This window comes from Ralstonia sp. 25mfcol4.1, assembly GCF_900104095.1.
Taxonomy (GTDB): domain Bacteria; phylum Pseudomonadota; class Gammaproteobacteria; order Burkholderiales; family Burkholderiaceae; genus Cupriavidus.
The window spans coordinates 1-22,574 of sequence record NZ_FNJO01000014.1 but is presented as its reverse complement, the minus strand read 5'-3'; the positions used below and the strand labels follow the sequence as shown (position 1 = coordinate 22,574).

The following is a 22,574-nucleotide window of genomic DNA, read 5'->3' as shown; positions in this document are numbered from 1 at the left end:
CGGACGCTGGATTGAGGCGCTGAAGGCGGCGGATACGGGGGGATCCGCGAGAATGGCGCGTATTTTACGCCGGTCCGGCCCGATCCTGCCCGGCAAGGCGCGCTTGCCCCTGCCCAGCCCTTGCCGCACAATGCGACACACCCGGCCGCGCCCCCTGGCGGGACGCCGGCCAGCCGACCATCCTCATCCGTCGAACAATGAGCGAGTACGCTTTCTCCGTGGCCGTACGCACCCAGTACATGGCCGACCAATCGGACCCGGACCGCGGACGCTATGCGTTCGCCTACACCATCACCATCCACAACATCGGCGAAGTGGCCGCGCAGCTGATCTCGCGCCACTGGATCATCACGGATAGCGACAACGCCACGCAGGAAGTGGCGGGGCTGGGCGTGGTGGGCCACCAGCCGCTGCTCAAGCCGGGCGAGCACTTCGAGTATTCGAGCTGGGCCACGATCTCGACCCCGGTAGGGTCGATGAAGGGCGAGTATTTCTGCGTGGCCGAGGACGGCCACCGCTTCGAGGTGCCGATTCCCGAATTCGCGCTGGTGCTGCCGCGCATGCTCCACTGAGCGGATCGCGGCACGGCGGCGTGCGGGCGGGGCCGCCTGGGGGAACCTAGGCGTCCGGCGCCTTGTCGGTCTCCTGCGGCGCCTGGGCGGCGCGCGACGGGTGGTCCTGCGGCGCGCGGGTGGGGCGCGGATGCTTCTTCGCGGTGCCCATCGTCCAGACCACGATGAAAATCAGCAGCAGCAACGCCAGGCCGGCTTCGGCTGCCAGCAGCAGGGTGGGGTGGTTTTCGAAGAACTGGCTCATCGCGTGGGGCAGTCGGTGACAGTCGGCGGATCGGCTTGAGATTGTAGGCAAAGAACGAACAAGATGGCATATCAGTATTCCCCGCGCGCCCCGCGTGCGTCTTCCCGAGGCTGGCTGGCGCTGGCCGCTTCCGCCCTGGGCGCCGCATTGCTGGCCGGCTGCATGAGCGGCGGCCCCATCCGCGTGCAACCGGGCGGCACGGCCGGCACCCCGGCACCATCGGCCTCGCCGAACGCCGGCAAGCTGCAGCCGGCCTCCTGGGCCGAGATCGGCGGCTGGAGCCAGGACGACGTGCGCGCCGCCTGGCCGGCCCTGCAGGCCAGCTGCCAGGCGCTGAAGAAGAAGCCCGAATGGAGCCGCGTGTGCGCCACCGGCCTGATGGTGGACGCCAGCGACCTGCCGGCCATGCGCGCCTACTTCGAAACCAATTTCCAGCCGTTCCGCGTGGTCAACGTCGATGGCACCGATAGTGGCCTGATCACCGGTTACTACGAACCCATCCTGCATGGGTCGCGCACCCGGCAGGGCCAGTACCAGGTGCCGCTGTACCGCCGCCCGGCACAACTGCGCGGCGCCCTGCCTGCGCGTGCCGAGCTGCTGCAGATGCCGGCGATGCGCGGCAACGAACTGGTTTATGTCGACGATGCCGTCGAGGCGGCCTTCCTGCAGATTCAGGGCTCGGGCCGTATCCGCCTGCAAGACGGCACGATGATGCGCGTCGGGTTCGGCGGCACCAACGACCAGCCGTTCCGCTCCTTCGGCAAATGGCTGCTTGACCGTGGTGAGATCACGCCCGCGCAAGCGACGATGCAGGGCATCAAGGCCTGGGCGCGCAACAACCCGGCGCGCGTCGAGGAAATGCTGAACGTCAATCCGCGTTTCGTATTTTTCCGAGAACTGCCGCCGAACAACGATGGCCCGGTCGGCGCGCTCGGCGTGCCGCTCACCGCGGAACGCTCCATCGCCGTCGATCCGGCCACGATCCCGCTGGGCGTGCCGGTGTTCCTGTCGACCACGCGCCCGCTGTCCACCGAGCCGATCCAGCGCCTGATGTTCGCCCAGGACACGGGCTCCGCCATCAAGGGCGGCGTGCGCGCCGACTTCTTCTGGGGCGCCGGCGACGCCGCCGGCGAAACCGCCGGCCGCATGAAGCAGGGCGGCCGCATGTGGGTGCTGATGCCGCGCAGTTGATGGCTGCCGCTGGCCCACGGTTACCTCCCCCCTCCCGCCATGCGGGAGAGGGGCTCGGGGAAAGGGTCCGGCGCTTCAATTCGTGTCGTCGGCAGGCAGAACCTCAACGCCCTTTCCCCTGACCCCTCGCGCGCGGCGGAGGGGAACCGAAAACCTTCGGCGATCCGCCGTCTTCCCCTCTCCCATATCCCTCTCCGCGCCAAGGGGCTTTCCCGTTCCCGGCGCGCGCCCTTCGCATTTCTCCAACACCGCTCTCGCATTCCGTCACGCTGTGACGCATCCCAAGGGCCGAGTTCCGTGTGAACTGTCGCCGGCTTGACTGCCATCAATCCCTGGTTATCGCATTTTCACGATGATGGGCGCATCCGACGTGCACCAGCACGCCACGGCATTCCCCACTCTCGCTGAGCAGAGACATGAAGGCGAAAAACAGGATGTTCCCCGCGATGGCCGCGCTGCCGCTGTTCCTCTGGATGGCCCATGGCCAGGCCGAGACGGCGCCGCCGCCGAACCCGGTTCCCACCTTGACCGCGGATGAGTTCAACCACGCCAGACAGATCTACTTCGAGCGGTGCGCGGGCTGCCACGGCGTGCTGCGCAAGGGCGCCACGGGCAAGGCGCTGACCCCCGACCTCACCCGTGCGCGCGGCACCGAATACCTGAAGACCTTCATCAAGTACGGCAGCCCGGCCGGCATGCCGAACTGGGGCACGTCGGGCGATCTGTCCGACAACGAGGTGGACCTGATGGCGCGCTACGTGCAACTGGAGCCGCCGACCCCGCCGGAATTCTCGCTGGCCGATATCGAGAAATCGCGCAAGGACATCGTGCCCGTGGCACGGCGGCCCACGCGCAAGATGAACAATTACAACCTCGACAACCTGTTCTCGGTGACGCTGCGCGATTCGGGCGAGGTGGCGCTGATCGACGGCGATTCCAAGAAGATCATCAATATCGTCAAGACCGGCTACGCGGTGCATATCTCGCGCATGTCGGCATCGGGGCGCTACCTGTACGTGATTGGCCGCGATGCGCGCCTGAACCTGATCGATCTGTGGATGCCGGTGCCCGACAACGTGGCCGAGGTCAAGATCGGCCTGGAGGCGCGTTCGGTGGAAACCTCGAAGTACAAGGGCTACGAGGACAAGTACGCCGTGGCCGGTTCCTACTGGCCCCCGCAGTACGTGATCATGGAAGGCGACACGCTCAAGCCGCTGAAGGTGGTGTCCACGCGTGGCATGACGGTCGATAACGAATACCACCCCGAGCCGCGCGTGGCATCGATCGTCGCCAGCCACTACCGGCCCGAGTTCGTCATCAATGCCAAGGAAACCGGCAAGATCCTGATGGTGGACTATTCGGACCTGAAGAACCTGAAGACCACCACGATCGACTCGGCCAGGTTCCTGCATGACGGCGGCTTCGATTCCACGGGCCGCTACTTCCTGGTGGCCGCCAACGCGTCGGACAAGATCGCCGTCGTTGACACCAAGGAAGACCGCCTGGCCGCGCTGGTGGACGTGGGCAAGACCCCGCACCCCGGCCGGGGCGCCAATTTCGTCCATCCGAAATACGGTCCGGTCTGGGCCACGAGCCACCTGGGCGATGAAACCGTGAGCCTGATCGGCACCGACCCGGTGAAGAACAAGGCCAGTGCCTGGAAGGTGGTGCAGACGCTCAAGGGGCAGGGGGGCGGATCGCTGTTCATCAAGACGCATCCGAAGTCCCGCAACCTGTGGGTGGACACGCCGCTGAACCCCGACACCAGGCTGAACCAGTCGGTGGCCGTGTTCGATACCCGGAAGCTCGAAGGCGGCTACGACGTTCTGCCGATTGCCGAATGGGCCAACCTGAAGGGCGAGGGCGCCAAGCGCGTGGTGCAGGCCGAGTACAACAAGGCCGGCGACGAGGTGTGGTTTTCGGTCTGGGGCACCAAGGACCAGGAATCGGCGCTCGTCGTGGTCGATGACAGGACGCGCAAGCTCAAGACCGTCATCAAGGACCCGCGCCTGATCACCCCGACCGGCAAGTTCAACACCCATAACACCCAGCACGACGTTTATTGAGGTCCGGCAGCCGGCGCCTGGCGGCGCCGGCTGCTCGTCCAGTTTTCGAAATCAGGAGAACGATATGCATCCCGCAAAAGTGATTGGCGCCGCCTTGCTGGCAGCCGCGCTGCCGATGGCCGCCCACGCCAATGCCGACCTGGCCAAGAGCAAGAACTGCATGGCCTGCCACAGCGTAGACAAGAAGTTGGTGGGCCCGGCGTTCAAGGAAGTGGCCGCCAAGTACAAGACCGACAAGGACGCCGCGGCGAAGCTGTCGCAAAGCATCCAGAAAGGCAGCACCGGCAAGTGGGGTCCGATCCCGATGCCGCCCAACGCGCTCAGCGATGCCGATGCCAGCGCGCTGGCCAAGTGGGTACTGACGCTCTGATCCTTCGCGCCCTCGAAACCGCGAAACCTCCAAACCTCCAACCCACTGATCCCTTGATCCACCGACCCATGGCCCGATCCATCGCCTGGCATCTGGTGCTGCTCGGCATGCTCGCCGTGCCGGCCGCGCTGGTGCATGCGGAGCCGTCCGTGGCACGCCAGGCGCAACTGGCGCGCTGGCTGCGCGACGACTGCGGTGCCTGCCACGGCATGACGCTGCAGGGCGGGCTGGGATCACCGCTGACAGCCGAGGCGCTGGCCGGCAAGCCGCGTGACGGCCTGGTGGCCACCGTGCTGCAGGGCCGGCCCGGCACCGCCATGCCGCCGTGGCAACCGTTCATGACGCAGGAAGAAGCCCAATGGCTGATCGACAGACTCCAGGCGGGCAAACCGCCGCCCGTGCTCCCCACGCCGTCCGCCGGTGCATTGCACGACTGATCCGTTCCGCGGCCGTTGCGCTGGGGGTATCGTCGGTCGTGGCTGCGTGTGCCAGCTCGCCCGCGACGCCGGCAACCGCCTTGCGCGGCACCGGCGACCTTGGCGTGGTCATCGAGCGAGCCACCGGCCGGCTGCAGATCGTGGAAACCTCCGGCATGACGCGCCTGGGCACCATCGAGGGCCTGGGCGATCTGTCCCACGCGAGCGTGGTGTTCTCGCGCGATGGGCGGTACGCCTATGTCTTTGGCCGTGACGGCGGCCTGTCCCGCGTGGATCTGCTGGCGCAGCGCATCACCCATCGCGTGAAGCAGGCCGGCAACAGTATCGGCGGCGCCATGCTGCAGAACGGCAAGGTGGTGGCCGCGCAGAACTACGCGCCGGGCGGCATCAAGCTGTCCGATGCCGAAACGCTCGAACTGCTATCCGAAATTCCAGCCATCGGCCCCGACGGCCGCCGCTCCAAGGTGGTGGGCCTGGCCGACCTGCCCGGCCAGCGGCTGGCGGCGAGCCTGTTCGAGGCCGGCGAAATCTGGATCATCGATGCATCGAACCCGCGCCAGCCGCAGGTCACGCGCCTGCCCGCCGGCCGCGAGCCGTACGACGGCCTGGTGACGCCCGACGGGCGCTGGTACCTGGCCGGCCTGTTCGGCGAGGACGGCCTGTCGCTGGTGGACCTGTGGCAGACGCCGCCCGCTGCGCGCAAGGTGCTGTCCGGCTACGGCCGGGGCGAGGCGCCGCTGCCGGTCTACAAGATGCCGCACCTGCGCGGCTGGGCCATGGCGCAGGGGCAGGCGTGGCTGCCCGCCATCGGCCGACACGAACTGCTGGTGGCGGACCCCGCACACAACTGGCAGGAACGGGCACGCGTGACCGTGGCCGGGCAGCCCGTGTTTGCGATGGCCCGCCCCGACGGCCGCCAGGTGTGGGTCAACTTTGCCTTTCCGAAGAACGACACGGTGCAGGTGGTGGATACCGCCACGCGTCAGGTGGTGAAGACGCTGACGCCCTGCCACGGCGTATTGCACATGGAGTTCACGCCGAAGGGTGAAGCCTTGTGGCTGTCCTGCCGCGACGACAACCGCGTGGAGGTCTACGACACGGCGACGTTCCAGCGCATCGCCACGCTCCAGGCCGACCAGCCCAGCGGCATCTTCTTCACGGTGCGCGCGCAGCGCATCGGCATGTAATTGCCTGTGACAGCCATGTTCGACGAGCAACGCTTCTACGACTGCATCCAGCGCGACTTCCCCATCGTACCGCGTCCGTTCCAGAGCGCCGGCGCCGCGCTGGACCTGAACGAACACACGGTACTGAGCCTGCTGGCGCGCGACCTGGGCGCCGGCCGCGTAAGCCGGATCGGCGCCGTGTTCGCGCCCAACGTGATCGGCGCCAGCACGCTGGCGGCGCTGGCGGTGCCGCCCGATGCGCTGCCCCGTGTGGCGGCACGCGTCAATGCCTATGGCGCGGTCAGCCATAACTACGCGCGCCATGGTCACCGATACAACCTCTGGTTCGTGGCGGGCGCGCGCAATCGTGCCGCGCTGGACGTGTTGCTGGGCAGCATCGCCGATGACGTGGACCAGATGCCGCTGGACCTGCCGATGGAGCGCGAGTACCACATCGACCTTGGCTTCTCGATGTCCGGCGCGTCGGACACGCCCCGCGGCAGGCGCACGCCATCGGCCGCGCCGGTACATCTGGACGACGATGACTGGCGCCTGGTGGCGGCGCTGGAAACGGGGCTGCCGCTGACGCCGCAGCCATTCCACGCGCTGGCCCGGTGCAGTGGCATGCCGCTGCACCGGGTGCTGTCGCGCATCACGCAGTGGCACGCCAGCGGCGTGATCCGCCGCTTCGGCGTGATCCTGCATCACCGCCCCTTTGGCTATCGTCATAACGCCATGTGCGTGTGGAATGTGCCGGATGCCCGTGTGGACGCCATCGGTACGCGGCTGGCGCGGGTGGCGCCGGTGTCGCTGTGCTACCGCCGCACGCGCCGGCTGCCTGGCTGGCCATACAACCTGTTCGCGATGGTGCATGCGCGCAGCGAAGCCGAGCTGCAATCCGCGCTGGAACACTTCGACCACGAGGCCGGCATGGGTGCGCTGCCCGGCAGGGTGCTGCGCAGCGGCACGTGCTTCAAGCAGTGCGGTACGCGCTATAGCTGGGAGGTGCCATCGACATGATCGACCCCGCCACCGGTCTCGATGCGCCGGGCGCACTCGACAGGCTCGATACGCTCGATACGCTCGACCGGCAGATCATCAACACGCTGCAGCTTGGGCTGCCGCTGACATCCCGCCCCTATGCCGATGCCGCAGCCGCACTCGATATCGACGAAGCCACGCTGATCGGCCGGCTGCGCGGGCTGCTGGCGCGGGGGGTGCTGACGCGCTTTGGCCCGCTGTTCCAGATCGAGCGCGCCGGCGGCCAGTTCGTGCTGTGCGCCTGCCATGCACCGGCCGACCGGCTGGACGCGGTGATCGCGGCCATCAATGCCTTTCCGGAGGTGGCCCATCACTACGCGCGAACGCATCGCCTGAACCTGTGGTTCGTGCTGGCCGTATCCAGGGCGGGCGACGTGCCCGCGGTGCTGGCGCGCATGGAGGCCAGCGCGGGCGTCGAGATCCTGCATTTCCCGAAGGAACGCGAGTTCTTCGTCAACCTCTATCTGCCGGTATAGCGCCCATGCCGATCACCCCCAGCATCCCCCTTGCCGTTGCCGCCCGTGCCAGCGAACCGGACGCCATCGACCGCGCGCTGATCCAGGCCACGCAGGCCGGACTGCCGCTGGTGCCGGCGCCGTGGCAGGCGCTGGGCGACCTGATCGGCATTCCGGAAGCCGAGGTGCTGGCCCGCTTCGCGGCCATGCGCGACCGCGGCGTGCTGCGCCGGGTCGGCGCGGTGCCGAACCATTACGCGCTGGGCTGGCGTGCCAACGGCATGACGGTGTGGGATGTCGATGACGCGCGGATTGCCGAACTGGGCGCGCGCGTGGGCGCGTTGCCGTGCGTCAGCCATTGCTACCAGCGGCCACGCCGGCTGCCAGACTGGCCCTACAACCTGTTCGCGATGGTCCATGCCCGCACGCGGGAAGAAGCCGCTCCGCACATCGCAGAAATACGAAATTTGCTGGGCCACGCATGCCGGGCGCACGACGTGCTCTGGTCCACCCACATCCTCAAGAAAACCGGCCTGCGCCTGCGGGCTTCCGGAGATTGATCATGTTCAGAGTTTCCCGCTTCATGGAGGCATTGCGCGATGGCGGCCCCGTAGCACCGCCGCGCCGTGCCAGTGGCCCGGTGGTGATCTGGAATCTGGTGCGGCGCTGCAACCTCAACTGCAAGCACTGCTATTCCACGTCGGCCGATACCGACTTCAAGGGCGAGCTGTCTACCACGGAGGCCATCGGCGTGCTGGAACAGCTGAAGGCGGCCAGGGTGCCGGCGCTGATTTTGTCCGGTGGCGAGCCGTTGCTGCGGCCAGACCTGTACGAGATTGCCGCGCACGCCAAGCGGCTTGGCTTTCATCTCTCGCTGTCGTCGAACGGCACACTGCTGGACACCCGCCACGCCGCCCGGCTGCTGGTGGCCGGCTTCGACTACGTGGGCGTGAGCCTGGACGGCATGGAAGCCACGCACGATCGCTTCCGGCGCTGCCCCGGCGCGTTCCGGCAGGCGCTGGACGGGCTGCGCGTGGCCCGCCAATGCGGCCTGCGCGTGGGTGTGCGCATGACGCTGACCGACGCCAATGCCGACGAGTTGCCCGATGTGGTGGCGCTGACCGAAGCCGAAGGCATCGACAAGTTTTATCTCTCGCATTTCAACTATGCGGGCCGTGGCAGCAGCCACCGCGGCGACGATGCCCATCACGCCCATACGCGCGTGGCCGTGGATTGGCTGTTCGACCATGTCTGGGCGCGTGCGCAAGAAGGCCGGGCCGGCGATTTCGTCACGGGCAACAACGATGCCGATGGCGTCGGCCTGCTGCACTGGATCGCCCGGCGCCAGCCCGACCGGCTGGCGGACATGCGCCAACGCCTGGTCAACTGGGGCGGTAATGCCACGGGGGTGGGCGTGGCCAATATCGACAACCTTGGCAATGTGCATCCGGACACCATGTGGTGGCATGTGTCGATCGGCAACGTACGAGAGCGGGCGTTCGCCGATATCTGGGACGATCGCAGCCATCCGTTGATGCGCGGACTCAAGTCGAACCCCCGGCCGCTGGAAGGGCGCTGCGCCACCTGCGCCCATCGCGAGATCTGCAACGGCAACACGCGCGTGCGGGCCTATGCCGTCAGCGGCAATCCGTGGGCCGAAGATCCGGGCTGTTATCTGTCCGATGAGGAAATCGCCGATCCGCTCGGCCGGGAGGTCGCGGCATGAAACGACTGATTGCGGGGCTGGCGACGGCGGCGTGCGCGTGGACGGCTGCGCATGCCGGCACGGCGTCCACGGCGTCCGGTCCGTTGTCCGGCCCGGATGCAGCCTTCCAGCAGCATTGCGCGGCCTGCCACGGCGCCGACCGGCTCGGCGGCATGGGGCCGGCGCTGCTGCCGGAGAGCCTGGAGCGGCTCAAGCCCGATGCCTTGCGCGATGTACTGCGTCATGGCCGGGCCGCCACGCAGATGCCGGGCTTTGCCGGCCAGTTGCCGGAGGCCACGCTGGACCGGATCGCCACCTGGCTGCGGACGGCGCCGGCGCAGGCGCCGCACTGGGAGGCAGCAGACATCCGCGCGTCGCGCGTGGCCTATCACGCGCCGGGCAGCCTGCCGGACAAGCCGGTCTTCCGCGCCGATCCATCGAACCTGTTCCTGGTGGTGGAATCGGGCAGCCACCACCTGAGCGTGCTCGATGGCGACAAGCTGGAGCCGATCCACCGCTTCCAGACGCGCTTTGCGCTGCACGGCGGCCCCAAGTTCAGCCGTGACGGCCGCTATGTCTATGTGGCCAGCCGTGACGGCTGGATCAGCAAGTACGACCTGTGGAACCTGACGCTGGTGGCCGAGACACGCGCGGGGCTGAACACGCGCAATGTGGCGGTCAGCGACGACGGCAAATGGGTGCTGGCCGGCAACACGCTGCCGCAGACCATGGTGCTGCTGCGTGCCGATGACCTGTCGCTGGCGCGGGTGTATCCCGTGACGGGGGCAAACGGCAAGGCGTCGCGCGTTTCGGCGGTTTACGATGCCGCGCCGCGTGGCTCGTTTATCGCCGCGCTGCGCGATATCCCCGAGGTCTGGGAGATTCCCTACACCTCGCTGGAACCGCGCGTGATCGCGCTGGACGACGTGCTCGACGACTTCTTCTTCGACCAGCCGTATCGCCATATCCTGGGCGCCTCGCGCGGCGGCGCGGGCCAGGTGATCGATCTCGACGCCGGCCGCAAGGTAGCGGACCTGGCCTTGTCCGGCATGCCGCACCTGGGCAGCGGCATCACCTGGCAGCGTGACGGGCGCGACGTGATGGCGTCGCCCAACCTCAAGCAGGGCGCGCTGAGCGTGATCGACATGCAGACCTGGCAGACCGTGGCCACCATCGCCACGAATGGCCCGGGATTCTTTCTGCGCAGCCACGAGGCCACGCCCTATGCATGGACCGACGCCATGATGAGCCCGCGCCGCGACACGCTACAGATCATCGACAAGCAGACGCTGAAGGTGGTGGGCAGCGTCACGCCTTCGCCCGGCCGGACGGCGGCGCATGTGGAGTTCACGCGCGATGGGCGCTATGCGCTGGTCAGCCTGATGGAAGACAAGGGCGCCATCGTGGTCTACGACGCGGCCACGCTGCAGGAAATTAAGCGATTGCCGATGGACAAGCCGGTGGGCAAGTACAACGTCTTCAACAAGACCACGCGTTCTTCGGGCACCAGCCATTGAACCGGGAGATGACATGACGAAACGGTGGAACACGGACGGCCCGCGCCAGGCGCGAGAGGGGCAGGAAAGAGAAGCGCGGCAGGGCGCCGAGGGCCCGAAAACGGGCAAGGTCTGGCTGGTGGGTGTCGGCCCCGGCGATCCGGACCTGGTGACGGTCAAGGCCGCGCGGGCGCTGTCGGAAGCGCAGGTCTGGCTGATCGACGATCTGGTGCCCGACATGATGACGTGCTACGCAAGCCCGGGCACCGAGATCGTTTCCGTCGGCAAGCGCGGCGGACGTTGCTCGGTCAGTCAGGCCAGCATCCACGCCCAGACCTTGGCGCATGCATTGGCGGGACGCTGCGTGGCGCGCGTCAAGGGTGGCGATCCGCTGATGTTCGGCCGGGGCGGCGAGGAAGCGGCGTTCCTGCGCGGGCACGGGCTCGATGTCGAGGTGGTCAACGGCATCAGCAGCGGCCTGGCCGCCGCGCAGGCGCTCGGTATCGCGCTGACCCATCGTGCCCATTGCCATGGCGTGACGTTCGTCACCGCCCATACGCGCGGCGATGGCGAACCGGACTGGCGGGCGCTGGCGGCCAGCGGCACCACGCTGGTGATCTATATGGGCATGCATCGCATTGCGTCGATCCGCGCGGCGCTGCTGCGGGCCGGGATGCGGCCGGACATGCCGGCCGGGGTAGTGATGCACGCCAGCTGCGCCGATCAGCGCAGCTGGGCTGGCACGCTGGGGAAGCTGACCGATGCCGTGGGCGCGGGGCTGGCGAGCCCGTCGATCATCGTCGTTGGGGAAGTGGTGGCGGCGGCGCTGCATCGCCCTGCGATTGTCTCTCCGCTCCCGCCAGCGGGAGAGGGGGCGGGGAGCCAGCCACGCAAGATTCTTTCATCCCTATTACAATAGCCGCCTGATCACCCAACACAGAGGTATTGGTCCCATGCGCCATTGATGCCGCCGTCGACAAGACGGCCAGTCTCCACCCGCCCCCGCAAGCTGGGGGAGTTCCTGGCATCTCTGGAATCCATGCATGACCGATCCCTATCTCAGGCTCGAAGGCCTGTCCTATGTCCTGCCCGATGGCAGGCGCCTTTTCTCCGATCTCGACGAGACGTTCGACCAGCGCCCCACCGGCCTGGTCGGCCGCAATGGTGCGGGGAAATCCGTGCTGGCCCGGATTCTGGCGGGACAGTTGCCGGCCACGCGCGGGCGCTGCCTGCGCTCCGGCAGTGTGCGCTATCTGCCCCAGCAGGTGGCGCCGCCTGCCGATGCCACCGTGGCCGGCCTGGCCGGGGTACAGCACACGCTTGACGCGCTGGCGCGGATCGAGGCGGGCAGCAGCGCCCCCGACGATTTCGATACCGTGGGCAGCGGCTGGGATGTGCGGCAGCGGCTGCAACAGGCACTCGATCGCAGCGGCCTGGGTCATCTCGATGCGGCGACGACTGCCGACACCCTGAGCGGCGGCGAGGCCATGCGGGTGGCGCTGATCGGCGCCATGTTGTCCGAAGCGGATTTCCTGATCCTGGACGAGCCCAGCAACCACCTCGACCGTCCCGCGCGTCGGGCGCTGATCGATCAATTGCAGCAGTGGCCGCGCGGTCTGCTGGTGCTGAGCCACGACCGGGCGCTTCTGGATACCCTGCCGCGCATCGTGGAGCTGTCCTCGCTGGGGCTGCGCAGCTACGGCGGCAACTACACGTTCTACGCCCAATGCAAGGCCGACGAGCGGCAGCACGCGATCGATCAGCTTGACCAGCGCAAGCGCGAACGCAGGCGCGAGCAACGGTCGATGCAGGATCAGCGCGAGCGTCAGGCGCGGCGCCGGGCGCGCGGCAACCGGGAGGGGAAAGCCGCGAACCAGGCCAAAATCCTGCTCGGCGGCCAGAAGGCGCGCAGCGAAGTGTCCGCCGGCAAGCTGCGCCTGCAACAAGCCGCCAGCCAGGCCGATCTGGACCGGCGCGTGCGCGAAGCCGCGCAGCAGGTGGAAGACGCGGTACACATCACACTTCACGGCGTGCCGGTCGCTCAGGGTCCGCAGGCCGCGCACCGGCGGTTGGCCGAGCTTGACGCGGTGGCGCTACCGTTCGTGGTGGGCGCCACCCGCAGCATCAGCCTGACCGTGACGGCCAGGCAGCGCGTGGGCGTGGTCGGGCCGAACGGTTGCGGAAAATCCACGCTGCTGAAGACGCTGGCAGGCCAGTTTGCCCCGTTGGCCGGCACCTGCAGGCGTTCGGCCGGGACGGTCTACCTGGACCAGCAACTGGCCAATCTCGATCCGGAGCAGTCAGTCCTGGCGCAGATGCAGGCGGCGAACTGCACGGCCGCCGAGGCAAACCTGCGCATGCTGCTGGCGCAACTCGGGCTCGATGCGCAGAAGATCGCCGCCCCCAGCGGCGCGCTGAGCGGCGGCGAACGGCTGAAGGCATCGCTGGCCTGCACCCTCTACGCCAACCCGCCGCCGCAACTGCTGTTGCTCGACGAACCGAGCAACCATCTGGATCTTCAGTCGGCTCAGGCGCTGGAAACGATGCTGCGGGGCTACCAGGGCGCCCTCGTCGTGGTATCGCACGACGATTTCTTTATGGACGGCCTGGCATTGACCGACCGCCTGCTGGCCACCGACGAAGGCTGGCGGCTCGATGCCTGGTGAATGTCGTCTGCCGATCGATGCAAAAAAGCCGCCGGGCCCCGACAGCCGCACGGCGGCTTCCTGCCGGCGTTACGGCGTTACGGCGTTACTGACGAGCGAGACGGCCTTCCGGCACCTCGCGTGCCGGGCCGTGCGACAGCAGCCCCAGCACCACTTGCAGCGCGAAGGTCAGGGCGCCCACCAGGAAGACCACGTCGCCGAAGGTGCGTACCCAGCGCAGCGTCTGCAGGATCGGCTGCTGCACGAACGCTTCGCTGCGCGCGTACCAGAGCCCTTCGCGGATGCTGGCCAGCGCCTGGATGATGCCCACCGGCAGCAGGCTGGTGGCGATCATCAGCACCAGGCCGCCGTTCAGGCCCCAGAACGCGATCGACATCATGCGCGGGCTCAGCTTGTAGTCCGGGCGGACGTAACGCAGCACCAGCAGCGTGAAGCCGAGCGCCAGGAAGCCATAGACCCCGAACAGCGCGGCGTGCGCGTGGACCGGCGTGGTATTGAGGCCCTGCACGTAATACAGCGAGATCGGCGGGTTGATCATGAAGCCGAACACGCCGGCGCCGAGCATGTTCCAGAACGCCACGGCCGTGAAGCACATCACCGGCCAGCGCAGGTTGTTCATCCACGGGGCGCGTTCCTTGAGTCGCCAGTTTTCCCAGGCCTCATGGCCCAGCACGATCAGCGGCATGACTTCCAGCGCCGAGAACGTGGCGCCGATGGCCATCACGGGCGTGGTGGTGCCGGCAAAGTACAGATGGTGGAAGGTGCCCGGGATGCCGCCGAGCATGAACAGCGAGGCCGAGGCCAGGCTGGCCGCAGTGGCCATCGGGCGCGACACCAGGCCCAGCGTGGAGAAGACGAAGGCCAGCGCCGTGGTGGCAAAGACCTCGAAGAAACCTTCCACCCACAGGTGGACCACCCACCAGCGCCAGTACTCCATCACCGTGAGGCTGGTGCGTTCGCCGTAGAACAGGCCCGCGCCGTAGAACAGGCCGATGGCCACCACCGACGACGTCAGCAGCGCCAGCAGGTTCTTGTCGGCCCCGCTGCGTGCCTTGAGCGCCGGGGCGATGCCGCGCAGCATCAGCACCAGCCAGATCACGATCCCGGCCAGCTTGCCGATCTGCCACAGGCGGCCCAGGTCCACATACTCATAGCCCTGATGGCCCAGCCAGAAATTCAGGTGGGCCGGCATCTTCTGCGCGATGGCCAGGTAGTTGCCCGTGAACGAGCCCACCACGACCACCACCAGCGCCCAGAACAGGATGTCCACGCCCAGCCGCTGGTACTTCGGATCCTTCCCGCCGTTGATCAGCGGCGCCAGGAACAGGCCGGCCGCGAGGAAGCCCGTGGCGATCCAGAACAGCGCGCTCTGGATATGCCAGGTGCGAACCAGCGCGTACGGGAACCACTGCGACATGTCGATGCCGTAGAACTTCTGGCCCTCGACGGTGTAGTGCGCGGTGAAGCCGCCGATCAGCACCTGGAACGCGAACAGCGCCACCACCAGGAACACGTACTTGCCCAGCGCGCGTTGCGAGGGTGTCAGCGCAAAGGTCGACAGCGGATCGCGGGCCGGCGCGGGCGGCAGCGGCTCTTCCTTGCCGCGCAGGAACGCCCACGCCCAGATCAGCAGACCCACGCCGGCCAGCAGCACCACGACGCTGGCCACCGACCAGACCACGTTCTCGGCGGTCGGGCGATTGTCGATCAGCGGTTCATGCGGCCAGTTGTTGGTGTAGGTGGCGGTGTGGCCGGGACGGTCGGTGGCGGCGGCCCACGCTGTCCAGAAGAAGAAATGCGTGAGCTGCACGCGCCGCTCGGGCGAGGGCAGCGTGTTTTCCTTCATCGCGAAACTCTCCCGGCTCTTGTGCAGTTCGGGCGCGTCGGAGAACAGGCGCTGGTAATAGCCGGCCGTCATCTCGATGGCCTTGGCGCGGCGTGGCGACACGGTCAGCACGTTGCCGGCGTCGGTGTGGTTGCCACGGTATTCGGCCTTCAGGTGCGCGCGCAGCATGGCCTGGTCGCCGGCGTCGAGCACGGCAAAGTCCTTGCCGAATCGCTCGCGTGCGGCCAGGTCCAGCCACGCGGTGAGTTCGCGGTGCAGCCAGTCGGCCGTCCAGTCGGGCGCCTGGTAGGCACCGTGGCCCCAGATCGAGCCAAGCTGCATGCCGCCCACCGACTGCCAGGCGGTCTGGCCGTCGAGGATGTCCTCGGCGGTGAACAGCTTCGCGCCGTCAGTGGTGACGACCTGCGCCGGGATGGGCGGCTGCTGCCGGTAGACCTCGGCGCCGTAGTAGCCAAGGAGCGCGAACGTGATCGCCAGCACGGCGATCAGCGTGAACCATAGTTTCTTGTAGGGGCCCATGATGGATGCGTATCGGTACGCGTGTATGGGTTGGCAGGATGCGAGATGGCTCGCCGGTCAGAGGTCGGGATCAGTGCGCCGGATTCGCGGGGTGCGCCGGACGCGCGGCGTTCTCGAACAGCACGTTGTTTTCCAGATGGATGTGTTCCATCAGGTCTTCGCGGAACGTGCGCAGGCCCAGGTACAGCGCCCGCCACGTGTTGCACGCGGCGCGCGGCAGCGTGATGTCGTGTGTCAGGTCCGACAGCCGCTGCAGCGCGGCGCCGTGGTCGTCGTGCTCCATGCGCATGACCGTGATCGGCGCGCAGGCCATGGCGCCCATGCCGCGCGACAGCATCGGGAACAGCACCTGTTCTTCCTTCTGCATATGGCTCAGCAGTTCCTGCAGCATCACGCTGAGGTGATCGGCCAGGCCCACCGGGCATTCGGGCCGGTCGCCGTGCACTTCCTCGACGCGCCGCGCCAGGCGGATCAGTTCAGGCAACTGCTCCCGGTGGCGCTCGTGAAAGCGCGCCAGGATGTAGCCGATCAGTTCCCCGGCCGGCACTTCGCTCCAGTCGTGGCCTGCGGCGGGGGCCTCGGCCTGCAGTGCCTGCAGGCGGGCTTCGATCGCGGCGGCGTCCAGCCCCTTGGCCTGGGCAGCGTCGCGCAATGTGTGCGAACCGCCACAGCAGAAGTCGAGGTCGTAGTCGTGGAAGATCTTCGTCGCACCGGGGATCCGGCGAGCCAACTGGCCCAGAGACTGGTCTTGCATGCTCATGGTTTGCTCCTTCTCAATAAATGCCGACGTCTCTTGTGCGAATCTCGTGCCCATCAGAAATATTCAAAGATTCAATGATTTACCTTTCGGCAGGGTCTTTTGGACCGCGAGCCGGCGTGGTGAATCGAACCTGAAGAGGGTGTTTTCAACCATGATTGGCGAGCTACTACAGGCCGACCTGTGCGCGGATCTGCCGCAGGCAGTTCGGATGCAGAGACTGGTGGGCAGCCTGCGCGCGCATTTCCGTTGCGGCGCGGTGGCGCTGCTGCGCCTGGAGGAAGACCAGTTGCGGCCGTTGGCCGTCGATGGCCTGGTGCGCGACGCGTTGGGGCGCCGCTTCGCGGTGCGCCTGCATCCGCGGCTGGCGGCCATCCTGGCGCGCCGGGGCGTGACGTGCTTCCACCATGACAGCGCACTGCCCGACCCCTACGACGGCCTGATCGACGAACACGTTGGCGAGCCGCTGCCGGTGCACGACTGCATGGGCATCAGCCTGGAAGCCGAAGGCAAGACGTGGGGCGTGCTGACGCTCGATGCGCTGCAGGTGGGCACGTTCACCGATGCCGCCCAGATCGAGCTGCAACGGCTGACGCCGGTCATCGAGGCCGCCATCCGCATCACGCGGCTGGAGGCGGAGATCCGGGCGCTACGGCAGGGGCGGATCGACGCGCCCGCTGGCGACGTGGTGCGCGACGACGGCGAGATCATCGGCCAGAGCCAGGCCATCGGCCACCTGCTGCACGAACTGCGCGTGGTGGCGGATTCGGAGCTGCCGGTGCTGCTGCTGGGCGAAACCGGCGTGGGCAAGGAACTGTTCGCGCACCGCCTGCACCGGCTGTCGCGGCGCCGCAACCGGCCGCTGATCCACGTGAACTGCGCGGCGTTGCCGGAGTCGCTGGCCGAGAGCGAACTGTTCGGCCATGCGCGCGGCGCGTTCTCGGGCGCCACGGGCGAGCGGCCCGGCCGCTTCGAGGCCGCCGATGGCGGCACGCTGTTCCTGGACGAAGTGGGCGAACTGCCGCTGTCGATCCAGGCCAAGCTGCTGCGCACGCTGCAGAACGGCGAGATCCAGCGGCTCGGGTCCGACCGGCCGCGCCGCGTGGACGTGCGCGTGATCGCCGCCACCAATCGCCACCTGCGCGAGCATGTGCGCGATGGCTCGTTCCGTGCCGACCTGTATCACCGGCTGTCGGTGTATCCGATTCCGATTCCGCCGCTGCGCGAACGCGACAACGACGTGCTGCTGCTGGCCGGACATTTCCTGGAACTGAACCGCGCGCGGCTGGGCTTGCGCAGCCTGCGCCTGTCCGCCGCCGCGCAGGACGCGCTGCGGCGTTATCCGTGGCCGGGCAATGTGCGGGAGCTGGAACACGTGATCAGCCGCGCGGCGCTGAAGCTGGTGAGCCGGGGCGCCAATCGCGTGGACATCCTGACGCTCGACGCCGACCTGTTCCGCGATCTGTTCGATGCCGATGGGGTGGGCGGCGGGCTGACCCCGGCCGCCGTGACGCCGGTCGAGCTGGCGCCGCCGGTGGTGGTGCCGGCCGTGTCGCTGCGCGAGGCGGTGGATTCCTGCCAGCGGCGCTGCATCGAGCAGGCCTTGCTGGCGCAGGACGGCAACTGGTCGCAGGCCGCGCGCCAGCTTGGCGTGGATGCCAGCAACCTCCACAAGCTGGCGCGCCGGCTGGGCTTCAAGCGCGAGACGCATCGCTCGGCCCGCGCCCGGTAGCGGGGGGCGGGTGACGGCTGACGCCCGGTGACGGTCAGCGCGGCCGGTTGTCGACGATGCGCCGCGCCTTGCCCACCGACCGCTCGACGCCGCCTTCCGGCAGGATCTCGATGCCCGCCGTGACGCCGATATAGGCCTTGATGTCGTGTGTCAGCTGCTCGCGCGCCCGGGCCGCCACCGACGGCTCGGCGCCGTGGGCGCATTCCACGCGCACGGTCAGGGTGTCGAGCGGCCCCTCCTTGCCCAGCACGCACTGGTAGTGCGGCGCCAGTTCGGTGTGCTTGAGGATCAGTTCCTCGATCTGCGACGGGAACACGTTCACGCCGCGCACGATCATCATGTCGTCGGTGCGGCCCGTGATTTTCTCCATGCGGCGGAAGGCTGCCCGGGCGGTGCCCGGCAGCAGGCGGGTGAGGTCTCGCGTGCGATAGCGGACCACCGGCATCGCCTCCTTGCTGAGCGACGTGAAGACCAGTTCGCCGAATTCGCCATCGGGCAGCACGTCGCCGGTGTCGGGATCGATGATCTCGGGATAGAAGTGGTCTTCCCAGATGGTGGGACCGTCCTTGGTCTCGGCGCATTCGTTGGCCACGCCCGGACCCATCACTTCGGACAGCCCATAGATGTCGACGGCCGAGATGCCCATGCGCTTTTCGATCGCCTGCCGCATCTCGGGTGTCCACGGCTCGGCCCCGAAGATGCCGATGCGCAGCGACGTCGACGCGGGGTCGATGCCCTGGCGCTCCAGTTCGTCGGCAATCGCCAGCATGTAGCTGGGCGTCACCATGATGACCTCGGGCTTGAAGTCCTGGATCAGCTGCACCTGGCGCTCGGTCTGGCCGCCGCCGAACGGGATGGCCGTCAGGCCGGCCTTCTCGACGCCGTAGTGCGCGCCAAGCCCGCCCGTGAACAGCCCGTAGCCGTAGCTGATGTGCACCTTGTCGCCGCGCCGCGCACCCGACGCGCGGATCGAGCGTGCCATCACCGTGGCCCAGGTGTCGATATCCCGCAGCGTGTAGCCGACAACCGTGGGCTTGCCGGTGGTGCCCGACGAGGCATGGACGCGCGCCACGCGGTCCTGCGGCACCGCAAACATGCCGAACGGGTAGTTGTCGCGCAGGTCCTTCTTCGTGGTGAACGGAAAGCGCGCCAGGTCGGACAGCGACTGCACCTGGTCGGGATGCACGCCTGCCTGGTCGAACTTGCGCCGGTACACGGGCGAGTTCTCGTAGGCATGGCGCAGCGACCATTTCAGGCGTTCAAGCTGCAGGGCTTGCAGTTGCTGCCGGCTGGCAGTCTCGATCGGCTCCAGCGGCAGATCGGTGAGGCGCGTACTCATGATGTCTCCACGTTTCCGGGATGGGTGCGCTACGTTGGCGCAGGGTACCGCGTTTGTCTGGTGTCAGGCCTCGGCCGGTGGGATGACGTGCCCCTTGATCTGGGCCGACTTGCCCCGGAACATCGCCACCGGCTCGCCGGCGCGGTTGGTCACCTTGATGTCGTACACGCCATGCCGGCCGGACAGGATCTGCTCGACGGCTTCGGCCGTCAGCACGTCGCCGCCCTGCACGGGACGCAGGAATTCGATGCTGCAGCCCGACGCCACGGTGTTGATGTTATGGCTGTTGCAGGCGAACGCGAAGGCCGAATCGGCCAGCGTGAACATCAGGCCGCCATGGCAGATGGCATGGCCGTTCAGGAACTCGGGGCGCACCGGCATCGACAGGCGGGCGTAGCCGGGGCGGACTTCCTCGATCACCATGCCCAGCCAGCGGCTGCAGGCGTCGGACTCGTACATGGCATGCGCGGTGGCCTGGGCGAGGGCCTGGGGGTCTTGGTTCAAGCGGGTCTCCTTCACTCGCGGGGGAGGGGATCAGGCGCCCTTGAAGTGCGGGGCGCGCTTTTCAAGAAAGGCGTTCACGCCTTCGTTGTAGTCGTGGGACTGGCCAAGCTGGCGCTGCAGGTCTCGTTCGAGGTCGAGCTGGGCGTCGAAGGTGTTCGTGGCGCTGGCGTGCATCGACTGCTTGATCGCCGCCAGGGCGCGCGTGGGCTGCGCGGCCAGGTGGGTGGCCAGCGCCATGGCCTGTTCCATGAGCAGGGGGTCGTCCATCGTTTCCCAGATCAGGCCCCATTTCTCGGCTTCCTCGGCGCTGAGCTTGTCGCCGGTCATCGCCAGGCCCAGCGCGCGGGCCATGCCAAGGCGCTTGGGCAGCAGCCACGTGCCGCCGGAATCGGGCACCAGCCCGATCTTGATGAACGCCTGGATAAAGCTGGCCGAGCGGGCCGCCAGCACCATGTCGCACGCCAGCGCCAGATTGGCGCCCGCGCCCGCGGCCGTGCCGTTGACCGCGGCGATCACGGGCAGCGGCATCGCCTGCAGGCGGCGTACCAGCGGATTGAACCAGGTATCGATCAGTTCGCCCAGATCGGTGGCCTGGCCGGGCGTGAAATCGAGATCGGCCAGGTCCTGCCCAGCACAGAAGCCCCGGCCGGCGCCGGTCAGCAGCAGCGCGCGGGCACCGCCGGCTTCGGTCTGATCCAGCGCCTGCACCAGCGCGCGATGCATGTCGCGGGTGAAGCTGTTGAGCTTGTCGGGGCGGTTGAGCGTGATGACGGCCACATCGCCGTGCCAGCGCAGCAGGATGGGGCCGGATTCGAGACTCGCACGCGTTGGGGCGTGCGCGGGGCTAACCGGGCTGGCCGGGCTAACCTGGGACGGGGGCATGGTGGTCTCCTGCGCCATTTGATCTTCGGGTCGATATGCGGATCTGCTGCCGCAATGGGTCGCATGGCCATTGTAGATAGCGGCATACGTCCTTTAAATTAACCGACCAGTCGGTCGGCAAATAGTAGTAGGGATGCGGGCACGGCGCAAGAGGTGGCAGCCCGCCTTGACCGGCGCCACGGCGGCGGGCGAGTATCGATCCGCTTCTGTATCAGACAGATCACCGATTCCTCTCATCGCAAGGAGAAGACATGCCGTACGAGAACATCCTGGTGGAGACGCGTGGCCGCGTCGGGCTGGTCACGCTCAATCGCCCCAAGGCGCTGAACGCGCTCAATGACGCCCTGATGGACGAACTGGGCGCCGCGCTGACCGCATTCGACGCGGACGAGGCCATCGGCTGCATCGTCATCACAGGTAGCGAGCGCGCATTCGCGGCCGGCGCCGACATCGGCATGATGGCCCGGTATTCCTATATGGATGTCTACAAGGGCGACTACATCACGCGCAACTGGGAAACCATCCGCCGCATCCGCAAGCCGGTGATCGCGGCGGTGGGCGGCTACGCGCTCGGAGGCGGGTGCGAACTGGCGATGATGTGCGACATCGTGATTGCCGCGGACAGCGCGAAGTTCGGCCAGCCCGAGGTCAAGCTGGGCACCATGCCCGGTGCGGGCGGCACGCAGCGGCTGCCACGCGCTGTATCGAAGGCCAAGGCCATGGACCTGTGCCTGACGGCGCGCATGATGGACGCCGCGGAGGCCGAGCGGGCCGGGCTGGTGTCGCGCGTGGTGGCGGCCGACAAGCTGGTGGACGAGGCTGTGTCGGCGGCCGAGACGATTGCCGGCTACTCGCTGCCGGTGGTCATGATGATCAAGGAGTCGATCAACGCGGCCTATGAGACAACGCTCAACGAGGGCGTCCGTTTCGAGCGGCGCCTGTTCCATTCGACGTTCGCGACCGAGGATCAGAAGGAAGGGATGGCCGCGTTTGTGGAGAAACGGCCACCTGTTTTTAAGCATCGCTGAAACTTGAGTCAGGAGATACCCGAGGCAAGTTGAGGGGTATTGGTCGGCCCGATAATAATTTGCCGGGCCGATTTTCCTTTGCGATCAACGGCTTGTGTCGCGGATTCCGAATGTCTCGCCATGAATTCGTGACATGCGTGTTGCAAAGGTCGCGGAACGGGCCTAATATTCGCCCCCTCGCAACACAAAGCGCGCTGCAAACGCAGCAGCGACAAGGGTTGCGGGGTTGACAGGGGGTTGGAGTTGCGAGGTTTGCAGCGCTGGCCGGCAGAAAAAAGTTCTGCGAAAACTGTTGACGAAACGTTGAATGCTCTGCATAATCTCGTTTCTCCGCTGCAACGAAAGACGCAGCGACAGCGAACGGCAAAGCCGGTTGCTGGGGTTCTTTAACAAACAAACAACCGATAAGTGTGGGCGCTTGATGGCGAACGCCACGGGGCTTTGGCTTCGTGATGCTTCAAAAGTTATCAGTGCTCGCACAGTAAAACATGTTGGTTTGCGTCGCGAGACGCGAGCCAGTCAGTTTTCTGAGAGTGAGCGACCGCTCGAAAGAGCGAG

At 67.4% G+C, this 22,574-nt stretch carries 21 protein-coding genes; 15 read left to right on the top strand and 6 right to left on the bottom strand.

From position 1 onward, the window contains the following. Positions 1-197 precede the first annotated feature (197 nt). Positions 198-572 carry a Co2+/Mg2+ efflux protein ApaG gene (apaG, locus tag BLQ58_RS21875; RefSeq protein ID WP_049815787.1) on the top strand — a complete coding sequence of 125 codons (375 nt, stop codon included), beginning with the start codon at positions 198-200 and terminating at the stop codon, positions 570-572. A gap of 46 nt (positions 573-618) precedes the next feature. Here apaG and BLQ58_RS21870 read toward each other — a convergent pair whose 3' ends face one another. Continuing rightward, on the bottom strand, positions 619-816 hold the full coding sequence (locus BLQ58_RS21870) for a hypothetical protein (protein WP_029050675.1): 198 nt from the start codon (positions 814-816) through the stop codon (positions 619-621). Between the two features lie 63 nt (positions 817-879). Here BLQ58_RS21870 and BLQ58_RS21865 point away from each other — a divergent pair, with 63 nt between their 5' ends. The 12 genes from BLQ58_RS21865 (at position 880) to BLQ58_RS21810 (ending at position 13,409) form a co-directional block, all read left to right on the top strand. Then, positions 880-2,007, top strand: coding sequence for a murein transglycosylase A (locus BLQ58_RS21865; protein WP_029050674.1), 1,128 nt, complete (start codon positions 880-882; stop codon positions 2,005-2,007). A gap of 416 nt (positions 2,008-2,423) precedes the next feature. After that, complete coding sequence (locus tag BLQ58_RS21860) at positions 2,424-4,073, top strand: nitrite reductase (protein ID WP_029050673.1); 1,650 nt, start codon at positions 2,424-2,426, stop codon at positions 4,071-4,073. Between the two features lie 64 nt (positions 4,074-4,137). Next, positions 4,138-4,443, top strand: coding sequence for a c-type cytochrome (locus BLQ58_RS21855; protein WP_029050672.1), 306 nt, complete (start codon positions 4,138-4,140; stop codon positions 4,441-4,443). Between the two features lie 107 nt (positions 4,444-4,550). After that, the gene (locus BLQ58_RS21850) at positions 4,551-4,880 is read left to right on the top strand and encodes a c-type cytochrome (RefSeq protein ID WP_029050671.1); all 330 of its coding nucleotides are present in this window, start codon (positions 4,551-4,553) and stop codon (positions 4,878-4,880) included. Beyond that, positions 4,802-6,067 (top strand): cytochrome D1 domain-containing protein, encoded by a 1,266-nt coding sequence (locus tag BLQ58_RS21845; RefSeq protein WP_092602044.1) that lies wholly within the window; start codon positions 4,802-4,804, stop codon positions 6,065-6,067. Before BLQ58_RS21850 ends, BLQ58_RS21845 begins: the two co-directional genes overlap by 79 nt. A gap of 15 nt (positions 6,068-6,082) precedes the next feature. Beyond that, complete coding sequence (locus BLQ58_RS21840; protein WP_029050669.1) at positions 6,083-7,066, top strand: siroheme decarboxylase subunit beta; 984 nt, start codon at positions 6,083-6,085, stop codon at positions 7,064-7,066. Continuing rightward, positions 7,063-7,563 carry an Lrp/AsnC family transcriptional regulator gene (locus BLQ58_RS21835; RefSeq protein ID WP_092602042.1) on the top strand — a complete coding sequence of 167 codons (501 nt, stop codon included), beginning with the start codon at positions 7,063-7,065 and terminating at the stop codon, positions 7,561-7,563. The genes BLQ58_RS21840 and BLQ58_RS21835 overlap by 4 nt, the downstream gene beginning before the upstream one ends. A gap of 5 nt (positions 7,564-7,568) precedes the next feature. Continuing rightward, positions 7,569-8,102 carry a siroheme decarboxylase subunit beta gene (locus tag BLQ58_RS21830; protein ID WP_049815786.1) on the top strand — a complete coding sequence of 178 codons (534 nt, stop codon included), beginning with the start codon at positions 7,569-7,571 and terminating at the stop codon, positions 8,100-8,102. A 2-nt stretch (positions 8,103-8,104) separates the two neighbouring features. Next, positions 8,105-9,268 carry a heme d1 biosynthesis radical SAM protein NirJ gene (nirJ, locus tag BLQ58_RS21825; protein WP_029050666.1) on the top strand — a complete coding sequence of 388 codons (1,164 nt, stop codon included), beginning with the start codon at positions 8,105-8,107 and terminating at the stop codon, positions 9,266-9,268. Further along, the gene (locus BLQ58_RS21820) at positions 9,265-10,764 is read left to right on the top strand and encodes a nitrite reductase (RefSeq protein ID WP_029050665.1); all 1,500 of its coding nucleotides are present in this window, start codon (positions 9,265-9,267) and stop codon (positions 10,762-10,764) included. The genes nirJ and BLQ58_RS21820 overlap by 4 nt, the downstream gene beginning before the upstream one ends. A 13-nt stretch (positions 10,765-10,777) precedes the next feature. Continuing rightward, positions 10,778-11,662 carry a uroporphyrinogen-III C-methyltransferase gene (gene cobA / locus BLQ58_RS21815; RefSeq protein ID WP_092602040.1) on the top strand — a complete coding sequence of 295 codons (885 nt, stop codon included), beginning with the start codon at positions 10,778-10,780 and terminating at the stop codon, positions 11,660-11,662. A gap of 124 nt (positions 11,663-11,786) precedes the next feature. Continuing rightward, positions 11,787-13,409, top strand: a complete 1,623-nt coding sequence (locus BLQ58_RS21810) for an ABC-F family ATP-binding cassette domain-containing protein (protein ID WP_029050664.1) — start codon at positions 11,787-11,789, stop codon at positions 13,407-13,409. A gap of 85 nt (positions 13,410-13,494) precedes the next feature. Here BLQ58_RS21810 and BLQ58_RS21805 read toward each other — a convergent pair whose 3' ends face one another. Both BLQ58_RS21805 and ytfE read right to left on the bottom strand, forming a co-directional pair. Next, entirely contained in the window at positions 13,495-15,774 is a 2,280-nt protein-coding gene (locus BLQ58_RS21805) for a nitric-oxide reductase large subunit (protein ID WP_029050663.1), read from the bottom strand. A gap of 70 nt (positions 15,775-15,844) precedes the next feature. Beyond that, positions 15,845-16,534: an iron-sulfur cluster repair protein YtfE gene (gene ytfE, locus BLQ58_RS21800; protein ID WP_029050662.1), complete on the bottom strand. Its 690-nt coding sequence runs from the start codon at positions 16,532-16,534 to the stop codon at positions 15,845-15,847. A 151-nt stretch (positions 16,535-16,685) separates the two neighbouring features. Here ytfE and norR point away from each other — a divergent pair, with 151 nt between their 5' ends. After that, positions 16,686-18,263 (top strand): nitric oxide reductase transcriptional regulator NorR, encoded by a 1,578-nt coding sequence (gene norR / locus BLQ58_RS21795; RefSeq protein ID WP_029050661.1) that lies wholly within the window; start codon positions 16,686-16,688, stop codon positions 18,261-18,263. Positions 18,264-18,297: 34 nt separating this feature from the next. On the opposite strand, the gene paaK is transcribed toward norR, so the two are convergent. The 3 genes from paaK to paaG form a co-directional block, all read right to left on the bottom strand. Then, positions 18,298-19,602 carry a phenylacetate--CoA ligase PaaK gene (gene paaK / locus BLQ58_RS21790; RefSeq protein WP_029050660.1) on the bottom strand — a complete coding sequence of 435 codons (1,305 nt, stop codon included), beginning with the start codon at positions 19,600-19,602 and terminating at the stop codon, positions 18,298-18,300. 63 nt (positions 19,603-19,665) lie between these two features. Next, positions 19,666-20,106 carry a hydroxyphenylacetyl-CoA thioesterase PaaI gene (gene paaI, locus BLQ58_RS21785; RefSeq protein ID WP_029050659.1) on the bottom strand — a complete coding sequence of 147 codons (441 nt, stop codon included), beginning with the start codon at positions 20,104-20,106 and terminating at the stop codon, positions 19,666-19,668. A gap of 30 nt (positions 20,107-20,136) precedes the next feature. Next, positions 20,137-21,006: a 2-(1,2-epoxy-1,2-dihydrophenyl)acetyl-CoA isomerase PaaG gene (gene paaG / locus BLQ58_RS21780; protein ID WP_092602038.1), complete on the bottom strand. Its 870-nt coding sequence runs from the start codon at positions 21,004-21,006 to the stop codon at positions 20,137-20,139. 233 nt (positions 21,007-21,239) lie between these two features. On the opposite strand from paaG, the gene BLQ58_RS21775 reads away from it, so the two are divergent. Continuing rightward, entirely contained in the window at positions 21,240-22,016 is a 777-nt protein-coding gene (locus BLQ58_RS21775; protein WP_029050657.1) for an enoyl-CoA hydratase, read from the top strand. The last annotated feature ends 558 nt before the right edge of the window (positions 22,017-22,574 follow it).

What these genes read in the sequence shown, in the direction of transcription:
- BLQ58_RS21865 (WP_029050674.1), top strand. Translation starts at nt 880, where the DNA reads ATGGCATATCAGTATTCCCCGCGCGCCCCGCGTGCGTCTTCCCGAGGC.
- BLQ58_RS21855 (WP_029050672.1), top strand. Translation starts at nt 4,138, where the DNA reads ATGCATCCCGCAAAAGTGATTGGCGCCGCCTTGCTGGCAGCCGCGCTG.
- BLQ58_RS21860 (WP_029050673.1), top strand. Translation starts at nt 2,424, where the DNA reads ATGAAGGCGAAAAACAGGATGTTCCCCGCGATGGCCGCGCTGCCGCTG.
- BLQ58_RS21830 (WP_049815786.1), top strand. Translation starts at nt 7,569, where the DNA reads ATGCCGATCACCCCCAGCATCCCCCTTGCCGTTGCCGCCCGTGCCAGC.
- BLQ58_RS21845 (WP_092602044.1), top strand. Translation starts at nt 4,802, where the DNA reads ATGGCTGATCGACAGACTCCAGGCGGGCAAACCGCCGCCCGTGCTCCC.
- BLQ58_RS21870 (WP_029050675.1), bottom strand. Translation starts at nt 816, where the DNA reads ATGAGCCAGTTCTTCGAAAACCACCCCACCCTGCTGCTGGCAGCCGAA.
- nirJ (WP_029050666.1), top strand. Translation starts at nt 8,105, where the DNA reads ATGTTCAGAGTTTCCCGCTTCATGGAGGCATTGCGCGATGGCGGCCCC.
- paaK (WP_029050660.1), bottom strand. Translation starts at nt 19,602, where the DNA reads ATGAGTACGCGCCTCACCGATCTGCCGCTGGAGCCGATCGAGACTGCC.
- ytfE (WP_029050662.1), bottom strand. Translation starts at nt 16,534, where the DNA reads ATGAGCATGCAAGACCAGTCTCTGGGCCAGTTGGCTCGCCGGATCCCC.
- BLQ58_RS21850 (WP_029050671.1), top strand. Translation starts at nt 4,551, where the DNA reads ATGCTCGCCGTGCCGGCCGCGCTGGTGCATGCGGAGCCGTCCGTGGCA.
- BLQ58_RS21840 (WP_029050669.1), top strand. Translation starts at nt 6,083, where the DNA reads ATGTTCGACGAGCAACGCTTCTACGACTGCATCCAGCGCGACTTCCCC.
- BLQ58_RS21805 (WP_029050663.1), bottom strand. Translation starts at nt 15,774, where the DNA reads ATGGGCCCCTACAAGAAACTATGGTTCACGCTGATCGCCGTGCTGGCG.
- BLQ58_RS21810 (WP_029050664.1), top strand. Translation starts at nt 11,787, where the DNA reads ATGACCGATCCCTATCTCAGGCTCGAAGGCCTGTCCTATGTCCTGCCC.
- BLQ58_RS21820 (WP_029050665.1), top strand. Translation starts at nt 9,265, where the DNA reads ATGAAACGACTGATTGCGGGGCTGGCGACGGCGGCGTGCGCGTGGACG.
- BLQ58_RS21835 (WP_092602042.1), top strand. Translation starts at nt 7,063, where the DNA reads ATGATCGACCCCGCCACCGGTCTCGATGCGCCGGGCGCACTCGACAGG.
- norR (WP_029050661.1), top strand. Translation starts at nt 16,686, where the DNA reads ATGATTGGCGAGCTACTACAGGCCGACCTGTGCGCGGATCTGCCGCAG.
- apaG (WP_049815787.1), top strand. Translation starts at nt 198, where the DNA reads ATGAGCGAGTACGCTTTCTCCGTGGCCGTACGCACCCAGTACATGGCC.
- cobA (WP_092602040.1), top strand. Translation starts at nt 10,778, where the DNA reads ATGACGAAACGGTGGAACACGGACGGCCCGCGCCAGGCGCGAGAGGGG.
- paaG (WP_092602038.1), bottom strand. Translation starts at nt 21,006, where the DNA reads ATGGCGCAGGAGACCACCATGCCCCCGTCCCAGGTTAGCCCGGCCAGC.
- BLQ58_RS21775 (WP_029050657.1), top strand. Translation starts at nt 21,240, where the DNA reads ATGCCGTACGAGAACATCCTGGTGGAGACGCGTGGCCGCGTCGGGCTG.